15 protein-coding genes are annotated in these 12,739 nt (G+C 29.7%); 8 read left to right on the forward strand and 7 right to left on the reverse strand.

All coding sequences use genetic code 11. The features are described from left to right. Positions 1–61: 61 nt before the first annotated feature. From proB to ACY2RW_RS07545, 7 genes are all read right to left on the reverse strand, one after another. Positions 62–826, reverse strand: coding sequence for a glutamate 5-kinase (proB, locus tag ACY2RW_RS07515; RefSeq protein ID WP_490122098.1), 765 nt, complete (start codon positions 824–826; stop codon positions 62–64). Positions 827–977: 151 nt separating this feature from the next. Further along, positions 978–2,174 (reverse strand): glutamate-5-semialdehyde dehydrogenase, encoded by a 1,197-nt coding sequence (locus ACY2RW_RS07520; RefSeq protein WP_490122099.1) that lies wholly within the window; start codon positions 2,172–2,174, stop codon positions 978–980. A gap of 51 nt (positions 2,175–2,225) precedes the next feature. Continuing rightward, positions 2,226–3,359: an aspartate aminotransferase family protein gene (locus tag ACY2RW_RS07525; RefSeq protein ID WP_490122100.1), complete on the reverse strand. Its 1,134-nt coding sequence runs from the start codon at positions 3,357–3,359 to the stop codon at positions 2,226–2,228. A gap of 34 nt (positions 3,360–3,393) precedes the next feature. Further along, entirely contained in the window at positions 3,394–4,188 is a 795-nt protein-coding gene (gene proC / locus ACY2RW_RS07530) for a pyrroline-5-carboxylate reductase (protein ID WP_490122101.1), read from the reverse strand. A gap of 218 nt (positions 4,189–4,406) precedes the next feature. Beyond that, positions 4,407–5,390 (reverse strand): N-acetyl-gamma-glutamyl-phosphate reductase, encoded by a 984-nt coding sequence (gene argC / locus ACY2RW_RS07535; RefSeq protein ID WP_490122102.1) that lies wholly within the window; start codon positions 5,388–5,390, stop codon positions 4,407–4,409. A gap of 93 nt (positions 5,391–5,483) precedes the next feature. Next, the gene (locus ACY2RW_RS07540; protein ID WP_490122103.1) at positions 5,484–6,659 is read right to left on the reverse strand and encodes an argininosuccinate synthase; all 1,176 of its coding nucleotides are present in this window, start codon (positions 6,657–6,659) and stop codon (positions 5,484–5,486) included. Beyond that, positions 6,656–7,273 carry a GNAT family N-acetyltransferase gene (locus tag ACY2RW_RS07545; protein WP_490122104.1) on the reverse strand — a complete coding sequence of 206 codons (618 nt, stop codon included), beginning with the start codon at positions 7,271–7,273 and terminating at the stop codon, positions 6,656–6,658. Before ACY2RW_RS07545 ends, ACY2RW_RS07540 begins: the two co-directional genes overlap by 4 nt. Before the next feature lie 609 nt (positions 7,274–7,882). Between ACY2RW_RS07545 and ACY2RW_RS07550 the strand changes: the two genes are divergently transcribed. From ACY2RW_RS07550 to ACY2RW_RS07585, 8 genes are all read left to right on the forward strand, one after another. Beyond that, on the forward strand, positions 7,883–8,296 hold the full coding sequence (locus tag ACY2RW_RS07550; protein ID WP_490122105.1) for a DUF2141 domain-containing protein: 414 nt from the start codon (positions 7,883–7,885) through the stop codon (positions 8,294–8,296). Positions 8,297–8,327: 31 nt separating this feature from the next. Further along, complete coding sequence (locus ACY2RW_RS07555; RefSeq protein ID WP_490122106.1) at positions 8,328–9,692, forward strand: 2TM domain-containing protein; 1,365 nt, start codon at positions 8,328–8,330, stop codon at positions 9,690–9,692. Beyond that, the gene (locus ACY2RW_RS07560) at positions 9,692–10,015 is read left to right on the forward strand and encodes a 2TM domain-containing protein (RefSeq protein WP_490122107.1); all 324 of its coding nucleotides are present in this window, start codon (positions 9,692–9,694) and stop codon (positions 10,013–10,015) included. The genes ACY2RW_RS07555 and ACY2RW_RS07560 overlap by 1 nt, the downstream gene beginning before the upstream one ends. Beyond that, complete coding sequence (locus tag ACY2RW_RS07565; protein ID WP_490122108.1) at positions 9,993–10,304, forward strand: 2TM domain-containing protein; 312 nt, start codon at positions 9,993–9,995, stop codon at positions 10,302–10,304. The genes ACY2RW_RS07560 and ACY2RW_RS07565 overlap by 23 nt, the downstream gene beginning before the upstream one ends. Positions 10,305–10,307: 3 nt before the next feature. Beyond that, positions 10,308–10,895: a 2TM domain-containing protein gene (locus ACY2RW_RS07570; protein WP_490122109.1), complete on the forward strand. Its 588-nt coding sequence runs from the start codon at positions 10,308–10,310 to the stop codon at positions 10,893–10,895. 1 nt (position 10,896) lies between these two features. After that, the gene (locus ACY2RW_RS07575; protein ID WP_490122110.1) at positions 10,897–11,229 is read left to right on the forward strand and encodes a 2TM domain-containing protein; all 333 of its coding nucleotides are present in this window, start codon (positions 10,897–10,899) and stop codon (positions 11,227–11,229) included. A gap of 88 nt (positions 11,230–11,317) precedes the next feature. Continuing rightward, positions 11,318–11,773, forward strand: a complete 456-nt coding sequence (locus ACY2RW_RS07580; protein WP_490122111.1) for a DUF2306 domain-containing protein — start codon at positions 11,318–11,320, stop codon at positions 11,771–11,773. Position 11,774: 1 nt separating this feature from the next. Continuing rightward, the gene (locus tag ACY2RW_RS07585) at positions 11,775–12,530 is read left to right on the forward strand and encodes a LytR/AlgR family response regulator transcription factor (RefSeq protein WP_490122112.1); all 756 of its coding nucleotides are present in this window, start codon (positions 11,775–11,777) and stop codon (positions 12,528–12,530) included. The last annotated feature ends 209 nt before the right edge of the window (positions 12,531–12,739 follow it).

Consider the following 12,739-nt stretch of genomic DNA (forward strand, 5'->3'; position numbering starts at 1 on the left):
CTTGTAGATATTCTTAAATGTTTTTCTGATACCTACAAGGTTTTTAAAATCTTGCAGGAGTTTATTTAATTTTTGTAAACGGAACTTTATTTTCAAATGCATTTGTAATAAAATGATCTTCCAATCCGTTTACAATCCACGTTTCTATATTTGCTTTTTGTGCTACTTCAGCAGCTTCAATTTTCGATTGCATTCCTCCACTTCCATGAGTAGATTTTGCATTGACAATCTCGTTTTTTAAATCCTCAAAATTGATTACTTCTTCAATAGTTTTTGGTTGTTTATTTTTGATGGATTTTTTGGTATAAATTCCATTGGTATTAGTTGCAATAATAAGTAAATCTACCTCTAATAAGGATGCTGTTAGCGCTGCTAATTTATCGTTATCACCAAACTTAATTTCATCAGTGGCAACAGTATCATTTTCATTGATAATCGGAATGTAATTATTGTTTACCAAAACATTTATAGTATTGGTAATATTGGTTCTACTTTCTTCTTTTTCAAAATCAGAATAGGAGAGGAGGCACTGAGAACTCAACAAACCATATTCTCTAAAAATCTCTTGATAAATTCTGATTAAATGAGGCTGACCAATTGAAGCCAAAGCTTGTTTTACAAAAACTTCACTTTGCAAACTTTCTAATTTTACAAACTGTTTTGCCACAGCAATAGCACCAGAACTTACAATAATAAATTCGCAAGTATCTTTGAGTTTTGCAATCTGATTTGCAATATCTTCAATTTTTCCTCTTGAAATATTATTGGTCTCCTTTGTTAAGGTGTTAGAACCAATTTTTAGTAATATGCGTTTCTTTTTATCCATTTGTTAATTATGTAATTACGATTTTTCTATCCTGTCATTTCGAGTGATTTTTAATTTAGAGCTTAAGCGAAATATTAAAAATTGTATCGAGAAATCTTAGATTCCTCTGTTTCGCTATCGCTTCAATCGGAATGACATACCCTAAACCTCTTTAATTTCTAACTTGTCCTTCTCCATGAACATACCATTTATTAGTAACCAAATGTTGTAAACCAATTGGTCCACGTTGATGTAATTTGTCTGTACTAATTGCCAATTCTCCACCCAAACCTAATTGACCTCCATCTGTAAAACGAGTAGAAGCATTATGATACACAGCAGCACAATCAATATTTTCCATAAAAACCTTTGCAATAGCCTCATTTTTTGTGATGATTGCTGCAGAATGTCCTCCAGAATATTGGTTTATTTTAGCAATAGCTATTTCATTAGAAGCAATCTCTCCAATTACAATTTTATAATCTAAAAACTCTTCATACCAAACAGTATCAGAAGAAATTTGCTCTAAATTATGGTTTGTAGCAACAATCTCATCACCTAAAACCACAATTTTATAGTCTTTCAATTTTGATATCAATTGATTGACAAAGTCCTTTTTATTGGGAAGATTTTCATCAACCAAAACTTTATCGACTGCATTACAAGCAGATATTTTTGATTTTCCGTTCAAAATGACATCAAAAGCAATATCTATATCTGCTTCTTTTTCTACATATACAAAGTTATTTCCACGTCCGCTAATAATAACAGGACAAGTTGCGTGTTGCTTTACAAAAGCAATTAAACGTTCTCCACCTCTTGGCACAATTAAATCGACTTTTTGAGTTGGTTTTTCTAAAAATGCTTGGGTTTCTGTTCTGTTGAACTGCAAGTACTCAACCCAATCAGTGGCAGCATTATGCTCTTTTAAAGCTTGATGCCATAATGCTACAATTTTAAGGTTAGAATTTAAAGATTCTTTTCCTCCTTTTAATAAGATTTTATTTCCTGATTTAAAAGCAATTCCTGCAGCTTCAACTGTTACATCTGGTCTTGATTCATAAATGATTAAAACCGAACCAAAAGAAGCTGTTTTGTTGTACACTTGCATTCCGTTTTCGTGCAGAAAACTAAAAAGCTCCACACCAACAGGATCTTCTTGTGAAGCTAAATGTCTTGCAGCTTTTATCATTTCATCAACTTTAGCATCATTCACTTTTAAACGATCAAACATAGAAATGTCATCACCTTTATAAGCCTCTAAATCAGTTTTATTAATGTTGATGATTTCTGCTCTATGCTCTTCTAAAAGTTCTGCCATGGTTAGCAAAACGTTGTTTCTTGTTTCTATGGATAATAAGGTATTCATAATTTTGTTGTTGAATTAGACTTCGACAAGCTCAGTCTGACATCCTTATTTTTATTTTATTTGTAATGCATCAATTAAAGCTTCAAAAAACTGATTGATATGATCTTTTCTTACGGTTAATGGAGGTAAAATTCTCAGTAACTTTTTATTGGCTGCTCCACCTGTAAAAATGTGATACTCATAAATTAACTTCTTTCTTAAATCACTCACTTCAAAATCGAACTCTAAACCTAACATTAAGCCACGTCCTTTAATGTTTTTTATCTGTGGAATCGTTTTCGCTATTTTGATAAAATATGCAGACATTTCATTGACATTGTCTATTAAATTTTGCTCTTCAATTACATTTAAAACCGATAAACCAGCAGCACAAGCCAAATGATTTCCGCCAAAAGTAGTACCTAACATACCAAATTTTGCTTCTATACCTGGGTGAATTAAAATTCCACCAATAGGAAAACCATTTCCCATTCCTTTGGCAATAGAAATAATATCTGGAGTTACATTATAATGCTGAAAAGCAAAAAACTTTCCAGAACGCCCATAGCCAGACTGCACTTCATCAGCAATAAAAAGTGTATGGTTTGCTTTACAAAGTGCATCAACTTGTTCAAAGAATTCAGTAGTTGCTTCATCTAAACCACCTACACCTTGAATAAATTCTACAATTACAGCACAAACGTCACCTTTTTCTAATTCTCTTTTTATACCCTCAATATCATTTAAATCAAGAATTGTAACTTCTTGTTGTGCGTTAATAGGTGCAATAATGTTTTTATTGTCAGTGGCAGCAACAGCAGCAGAAGTTCTTCCATGAAAACCATTTTTAAAAGCAATCACTCTTTTTTTCTCTGTTTTAAAAGAAGCTAATTTTAATGCATTTTCATTGGCCTCAGCACCAGAATTGCATAAAAACAATTCGTAATTTGTACAACCAGAAAGCGTTTCAATTTTATCTGCTAATTTTTTTTGTAATGGATTTTGAATGGCATTCGAATAGAATCCTAATTTAGAAACTTGCTTTGTTATGGCTTCTACATATTTTGGATGTGCGTGACCAATAGAAATTACTGCATGACCACCATATAAGTCTAAATATTCAGTTTTATTTTTATCGTAAACAAATACTCCTTTGGCTTTAACAGGAGTGACATCATACAGAGGATAAACGTTAAATAATGGCATATTAAAAGTTTTAATTTTTGGTTGATGGTGTTTGTTATTTTGTTTTTATGTGATTGATTTTATCAAATGATTTGTTAATTCCTTTGATTAAAGATGAGCTTAAACCTTGGTGTTCCATTTCGTTTAAACCTTCTATAGTGCAGCCTCCAGGAGTAGTTACTCTGTCTATTTCTGCTTCAGGATGATTGCCAGATTCTTTTAACAAAGTAGCTGCCCCAAAACATGTTTGCATTGCTAATTCATGAGCTTCGTGAGCTTCAAAACCTAATTGAATGGCACCTTGAGTTGTTGCTCTGATTAATCGCATCCAAAACGCAATTCCGCTTGCACAAATTACTGTTGCAGCTTGCAATTGTTCTTCAGGAATTTCCATAGAAATACCTAAACTGTTAAAAATGGTTTTGGCAACATCTATTTTTTCTTTTCCTTTTACATTAGGAGAAAGACACGTCATAGACTGCCCTACAGAAGCAGCAGTATTTGGCATTGAGCGAATAATAAATTTATCAACCCCAACAATGGCTTCAATTTTGGCAATTGAAAACCCAGTAATTACAGAAATTAAAATGTGATTTTCTTTTAAAAGTGGTTTTACATTATTTAAAATTTTCTCTAAATGTCTTGGTTGAACTGCAAAAATTAGAATGTCAGCATTTTTTACTGCTTCAGTATTATCAGAAGTTAAGACAACTTCATTATAATCGTTAAATCCTTTAATAGAATTGGTGTTTCGTTTTGTTAGGTATAAAGAACTCACCACTTTATTTGTTAATAAACCTTTGGCTATAGATTGTCCTAAACTTCCAGCTCCAATAATTGCTACTTTCATAATAAAAAATATTTCAAAGTTGTAAACTTTATTCTTTAATTTGTCTTTCCTGCAAAAGCAGGAATCTATTTTATCCTGCAAGGTCTTTTTTTGACCTTGTAGGTATCGCTTTTTAACACCTACAAGGTTTTTAACACCTACAAGGTTTTTAACACCTACAAGGTTTTTAACACCTACAAGGTTTTTGAAACCTTGCAGGATTTTCCAACTTATTCTTCCTAAAAATAATTCGCTTTTAAATTTAAACCTAAGGTTTCTTCAAAGCCATACATTAAATTCATATTCTGGATTGCTGCTCCAGAAGCCCCTTTTAACAAATTATCAATAGTACTTGTAATTAATAATTTATTTCCGTGTTTTTCTAACTGCACCAAACATTTATTTGTGTTTACTACTTGTTTCATGTGAATGCTTTCATCAGAAACAAAAGTAAAAGCTGCATCTTTATAAAAATCTTTATATATTTTTTTTGCATCTTCCAATGAACCTTCAAATTTGGTATAAGTGGTTGCAAAAATTCCTCTTGAGAAATTCCCTCTATTTGGCATAAAGTTAATTTCTGAATCAAAATCAGCTTGTAATTGATTTACAGTCTGATTAATTTCACCTAAATGTTGATGTGCAAACGCTTTATAATGTGAAAAGTTATTATCTCTCCACGTAAAATGTGTGGTTTTCGATAACGAAGTTCCTGCACCAGTTGCACCAGTTACTGCATTAATATGAACATCATTTTTTAACAATCCATTTGCAGCTAAAGGTAAAATTGCCAATTGTAAAGCAGTAGCAAAACAACCAGGATTTGCAATGTATTGTGCAGCTTGAATGGCTTCTTTTTGCAATTCAGGTAAACCATAAATAAACTCTTTACCATCTATGACTTTATCTTTTACCAATCTAAAATCATTACTTAAATCAATGATTTTTGTGTTGTCAGAAAAATGATTTGCTTTTAAAAATGCTGTTGAATTTCCATGACCTAAGCACAAGAATAATACATCTACATTAGCATTGATTTCTTGGGTAAATTCAATTTCTGTATCTCCAATTAAATCTTGGTGTACTTTGTATAGCTTGTTTCCAGCATTAGAAGTACTGTACACAAAATTGATATTTGTTTTTGGGTGATTCAATAATAATCGAATCAATTCTCCAGCTGTGTAACCTGCACCACCAATAATTCCTACTTGTAATTTTTTCATTATTTACTATTTATCCTGCAAGGTTTCAAAAACCTTGTAGGTGTTTGATTTTATACCTACAAGGTTTTTGAAACCTTGCAGGAATATCTATAATTAAGAGTTTACTTGTTGATATATTTTATTCTGATTTCCTAAAATCTTGATAAATCCTTTAGCATCATCAGCTGTCCACGCTTTATTTTCTTCACCATAGGTACTGAACTTGCTTGACATTAAATCGTGTTTAGAAACAATTCCGTCTAAAGAGAAATGATACGGTTTTAAAGTAACAGTTACATCACCAGAAACCATTTTTTGAGAACTTTGTAAAAAAGCTTCCATATCTCTCATCACAGGATCTAAATATTGACCTTCGTGCAAATGCATTCCATAGAAACTCGATAAATATTCTTTGTGTTGTAATTGCCATTTGGTTAACGTGTGTTTCTCTAATAAATGATGTGCTTTTATAATAATTAAAGCAGCTGCAGCTTCAAAACCTACTCTTCCTTTAGTACCTACAATAGTGTCTCCAACGTGAATATCTCTACCAATTGCATATTTAGCAGCAATTTCATTTAGGTTTTCGATATTAATTTCAGGAACATTAGATTCGCCATTTAAAGCAACAAACTCACCATTTTTAAACGTTAAGGTTACTTTTTCTTCTCCATTTTTTTCAAGTTGAGAAGGGTAAGCTTCACTTGGTAAAGGTTTTTCTGAGGCTAAAGTTTCAACTCCACCAACACTTGTTCCCCAAAGACCTTTATTTACAGAATACTTTGATTTTTCCCAGTTCATATCAATCCCTTCAGATTTTAGATAATCAATTTCTTCCTGTCTGGTTAATTTTTGATCTCTAATAGGTGTAATAATATTGATGTTAGGAGCTAAAGTTTGAAAAATCATATCAAAACGTACTTGATCATTTCCTGCACCTGTACTTCCATGAGCAATATATTTTGCACCAATTCTTTTTGCATATTCTACAATTTCTATAGCTTGAATAATTCTCTCAGCACTAACTGATAAAGGATATGTTGCATTTTTTAATACATTTCCAAAAATTAAATATTTAACTACTTTATTATAAAAAATAGGAACTGCATTGATGTTTTTATAAGTAGTAACTCCCATTTTATAAGCGTTACTTTCTATATGATTGATTTCTTCTTTTGAGAATCCACCAGTGTTTACACTTACTGCGTGAACTTCATATTCTTTTGATAAACTTACAGCACAATAGGAAGTGTCTAAACCACCACTATAAGCAATTACTAATTTTTTCATTTTTTATCTTTTTTTAAAAACAAACTCTGTTTTATATTTTTTAACCTTTTAAATACGTTTTCTTTTACTTCTTTAGTAGCTTCTTTGTTATTATTTTTAGGGTCAAATAACATTCCTGTACACAAACACATTTTTCTATTTGTTCTTGTTAAAACATCAAAGTTTCTGCAAGTTTGGCAGCCATCCCAAAAGCTTTGGTCGTCTGTTAATTCAGAAAAAGTAACAGGTTTATACCCTAAATCGCTATTTAGTTTCATTACTGCTAAACCAGTAGTAATACTAAATACTTTTGCATCTGGAAACTTTGTTCTGGAGTGCTTAAAAACAACTTCTTTAATTTTTTTTGCCAACCCTATATTTCTATAATCTGGATGTACAATTAGTCCAGAATTGGCAACAAATTTTCCATGTCCCCATTTTTCGATGTAGCAAAATCCAGCAAATTTGCCATTGTCTAAAGCAATTACAGCATTCCCATTTTCCATTTTAGATTTAATGTATGCTGGTTTTCTCTTTGCAATTCCAGTTCCTCTAACTTGAGCTGCATCTTCTATAGTTTTACAGATGATTTCTGCGTATTTACTATGTTTTTCGTTAGCAATAACAATTTCCATTGTATTGTGTTTTATTCTTTATGTTATGTTGAAAATATTTTTATTGTAATGCGAAATTGGACTCACCTAATTTCATAATAATCTAAGCACCCAAAGGGCGTAGAGAAAAATTACGTCGAATATTGTTATTTTTTAAAATAACTGAAGTTTGTAAGTAAGTTTTGTAAGAAAGATTCACGATAAAAAAATAAATGGTTAAATACTGTAATAGGTTAATTTGTTGCTAAAGTAGAGTATTAGCGACGACGATTGCGCAAGCGCAAACAGGGAACTATTGTAGTACATAATTTATTTCTTCTTGAAGTAATCATGCTACAAAAGTATATATTTTTTAAATGAGAGTATCAAAAATGTAACGTTTTTTTGTAAGTTTTATGAAATTTAAACAAATTAGTAATCTTAGTTAAAAATTCATCAAAATAAAGGTAGAATATTGATTTTTTGATAATCTTTAAATTGATTTGTCTATTAGTGTTTTACAATTTATGATGTCATTTTGTTAAAAATAACAACTCATCCTACAAAAATTACAGTTGGGTATGGTTTAATTTTAAAAACTTGAGTTGTGTTGCATCTTTGTAGCATCAATAATCATTAAAACTTAAAATTATGAAACTTATAGTAGGACTTTTAGTAGCAACAATGTTATTTATTACAAACACAGTTACTGCACAAAATAGCACAATTACTGTTACTGTAGCAAATGTAACTTCTGATAATGGTAAAGTAGGATTTGCTTTATACAATAAAGAAAACTTTATGGGAACTCCAATTCAAGGAAAAGAAGGGAAAATTAAAAATGGAAAAACTACTGTTATTTTTGAAAACGTACCTCAAGGAGAATATGCAATTACTTGTTACCATGATAAAAATAATAATGGCAAAATGGATTTTTCAGCAAACGGAATGCCTTTAGAAGATTATGGAGCATCTAATAATGTAATGGCTTTTGCACCTCCAACTTTTGAAGGAGCCAAATTTTTATTGAAAGATAAAAACTTAAAATTAGAGATTAAATTTTAGTAAATTACAAGCAATTAATTTCTAATTTAGAATGATGGAAGACCAAGGGATATATACTATAAAAAGTGTTAAAAAAGGAGCGATACTTTGTTTGAAATTAACCATAATTTTTGGGCTACTTTTTGGAGTAGTATTTGGTCAGCGTACTTTAGAGGGCATTATTTGGTCTTTTATTATTTCTGGAATGTATTCTTTTGGTATTGGTTTTGGTAATGGGTTTATAAATAATTATTTATCAAAAAAATGGGATTGGATAACACAAACCAATCAAAGAGTTTGGGCTGGTATTGTTGCCACATTATTATATACTGTTCCTGTAGTTTTAATAATAGACTACATTGTTTTTATAATTATAAATGGTAATGACCCAAAAACTTTTTTTAATGGTAATTTTCTTTGGGTTCACCTGTTTTATATTATTCTGTCTTTAGGAATTTCTACTTTTTTACATGCAAGAGGTTTTATGCAGAATTGGAAATCTGCAATGACCAGAGAAACTACAAAACAAGAAATTGTAGCAAAAACAGAAACAGCGAAGTTCGAGTCATTAAAAAATCAATTAGACCCTCATTTTTTGTTTAATAGTTTAAATGTATTAACCAGTTTAATTGGCGAAAATCCGAATCAAGCAGAAAAATTTACCACGAAACTATCTAAAGTGTATAGATATGTTTTAGAACAAAGAAATAAAGATTTAGTTCCCATTTCTGAGGAATTGCTATTTGCCAAAACGTATATGCAATTATTAGGAATGCGTTTTGAAGATGCTATAAAATTTAATATTCCTGATACAGTTAGTAATGATGAACTTAAAATGGTACCACTATCATTGCAACTATTATTAGAAAATGCAGTAAAACACAATGTGGTTTCATCCTCTAAACCCTTAGTGATATCAATTTATGAGGAGAATAATCATTTGATTATAGAAAATAACATCAACCCTAAAGAAGCAATAGGAAAAAGCACCAAAGTTGGGTTACAAAACATTGCTGATAGGTATGGATTAATAACAGATAAACCTGTTAAAATAGAAAATAACAACACAACTTTTAAGGTGAGTTTACCTCTCCTTTATAAAATGAACAATATTATGTATTCAGACGATTTAGAAAATAGCAAATATGTAAAAGCTGTAGAAAGAGTAGAAAAGTTAAAAGAATTTTATCAAAATTTAGCTTCTTACTGTTTAGTAATTCCTTTTTTAATTTTTATCAATTTAAGATTTTCACCACAATTTCATTGGTTTTGGTTTCCAATATTTGGATGGGGAATAGGTTTAGTATTCCACTTTTTAGAAGTAAATAATTACAATATTTTCTTAGGAAAAAATTGGGAAGACAGAAAAATTAAAGAGTTGATGGAGAAAGAAAATCAACAAAAAAGATTACGATAATGAAACAAAAATTTACACAAGAACAAAAGTATGTTTTAGCTCGTAAAAGAGTAGAAAGAATAAGTAAATTTTATAAACATTTAGCCATTTATATAATTGTAAACATCTTTTTAAGTGCCGTTTTTATTGTAGGAGATATGAATGATGGAGACACATTTAAGGAAGCTTTTACAGACTATCATAACTATAAAATATGGATATATTGGGGAATAGGAATTATTTTCCAAGCATTAAATACTTTCGGGATTAATTTTATTTTTAATAAAGATTGGGAAGAAAGAAAGGTAAAAGAATATATGAATGATGATAAATACAGAAGATAAGATGGATGCAGGTTTTTCAAAAGAACAACGCTATTATAAAGCCCAAAAAAAAGTAAAGGAAATAAAAGGGTTTTACACACACTTGGCTATTTATTGCTTGGTAATTCCTGTAATTATTTTTGTAAATTTAAAATATGTACCAGAATTTTATTGGTTTTGGTTTTCTGTTTTAGGTTGGGGAATGGGTTTATTCTTTCATTGGTTAGGTATTTTCGGATTTAAATTATTAGGATTTGGAAATAACTGGGAAGAAAGAAAGATTAAAGAATTTATGAACGAGAATAAGTAAGTCATGAAATCAAATTATATACATTATCATTTAAACTTAATTGCTCAAAAACAAATTAAAGACATCAAAGGTTTTTATACCCACTTTTTTGCAACGTTTCTAATTTTGCCTTTTCTTGTTTTTATTAATTTGCAAACAGTACCACAGTTTTATTGGTTTTGGTATGCAATTATAGCTTGGTTTATTGGTTTGATTATACATTGGGTAAATGTATTTGCTTTTTCTAAAATGGGTTTTAAATCTGAATGGAAAGAGAAAAAAATAAATGAAATTGTAGACAGTAATGCTCTTAACGAAACTATTTTAGATGAAGAGTACCTTCAAGAAAAATATTATTTAAAAGCTAAAAAAGAAGCTGAAGAAATAAAAGAATTTTATGTTCATTTAATTGTGAATGTATTAGCTTTTCCAATCATCCTTTTTGTCAATTTAAAATTTGTACCAGGATTTCACTTCTTTTGGTTTGCTTTAGGAGGAATGCTAATTGCACTATTTTTTCATTGGTTGGGAGTGTTTGGTTTCGAGTTTTTAGGATTAGGAAAAAATTGGGAAGAAAGAAAAACAGCAGAAATATTAAAAAAATACAAATAAAATGCAACAAGATTTTAGACAAGAAAACAGTTATATAAAAGCAAAAAAAAGAGTAAAGGACATTAAAGGATTTTATATTCATTTAATGGTTTATGTTATTGTAAACCTATTTCTTAGTGGTATAATAATATTTGGGTTATCACAAAGTGGAGATAGTTTTGATGAAATAATTTCTAATTTTGGAGTGTATTCTACTTGGATTTTTTGGGGAATAGGAATGTTTTTTCATTGGTTAGGCGTTTTCGGTTTTAAATCTATTGGTTTTGGAAGAGATTGGGAAGAAAGAAAAATTAAAGAAATGATGGAGAAAGAAGAACAAAAGAATAGGTTTTAGTGTAAGGAAGAAGAAAGAAGAAAGAGTGAAGAAATTTCAAAAAAAATGAATTCAATATGATTTTTTTAATTTTCTAAAAACTAAAAATATGTTTTCTACAATAGGATATATTCATTTATTCTTTGCCATAGTTTCAATGGTAACAGGATTAGTCGTGGTTTTTAATACTAAAGGAACTCGCTTTCATAAAAGAGTAGGTTATATTTATGTAGCCAATATGTTATTGTTAAATGTTTCATCATTTTTTATATCTAATTTTAACGGATTTAGTATTTTTCATTTCTTTGCTATTGTAAGTTTAGTTACTATTTTTGGAGGGATGTATGCAGTACTAAAAAAACATAAAAATTGGATTTATTCACATTACTATTTTATGGCTTGGTCTGTAGTGGGTTTATACTGTGCTTTTTGGTCAGAAGTTGGGACACGTTTTGTAAAAAATATGCAACAATTTTGGTGGGCAGTTGCCATTGCTACATTTTTAACTGCTTTTATTGGAGCAAGAATTATAAATAAAAACGCAAAAAGATTAACAAGAAAATAAGATGAATGTACTAATTATTGAAGACGAAAAACCAGCAGCAAGAAGGTTAAACAGAATGTTGGCAGAATTGAGTATTGAGGTTCAGCAAATGCTACATTCTGTAGAAGAGTCTTTAAACTGGTTACAAAATAATGAACATCCAGATTTGATTTTTTTAGACATTCAATTGTCTGATGGTTTATCTTTTGAAATTTTTGAAGAAATTGAAGTTAATTCTGCTATCATTTTTACCACTGCTTATGATGAATATGCCTTAAAAGCTTTCAAGTTAAATAGTATCGATTATTTATTAAAACCTTTAGATAGTGACGAATTAGAAGCTGCCATAAATCAGTTTAAACAAAAACAACCTACGCAATCTGATGTACAAGTAAACTTGGATGATATTCGTAAATTATTGATAAACCCTGTAGACCGAAAATTTAAAAAACGTTTATCTATAAAGGTTGGTCAGCATATAAAAATTATTCATATTAATGAAATAGAGTGTTTTTATAGCGAAAACAAATCTACTTATATCCATACTAAAGAAAACAGAAATCACTTGTTAGATAATTCTTTAGAAAACTGGCAAGAGCAATTAGACCCAGAACATTTTTTTAGAGTAAATCGTACTTTTATTGTGCATATAAATGCGATAAAAGATATTGTAGCTTATTCTAATTCACGTTTAAAATTAATTTTGAATTCTTATAACGAACAAGAAATTATTGTGAGTAGAGAACGTGTAAAAGACTTTAAACTTTGGATTGACTAACGTAGTTCGTTTTTGTATTTTAGTTTCAAGGTTTCAAGGTTTCAAGGTTTCAAGGTTTCAAGGTTTCAAGGTTTCATGGTTTCAAGTTCAATGAATCCTAACGAATGTCATTTCGACTTTATGGAGAAATCTATTCTCAAAACTTCGTACAAAACCACAGTTCAATAACATAAAATAACAATTCACTATATTTCATTTTTTATTAAAGA

Source organism: Polaribacter sp. 2305UL8-11 (assembly GCF_058147165.1).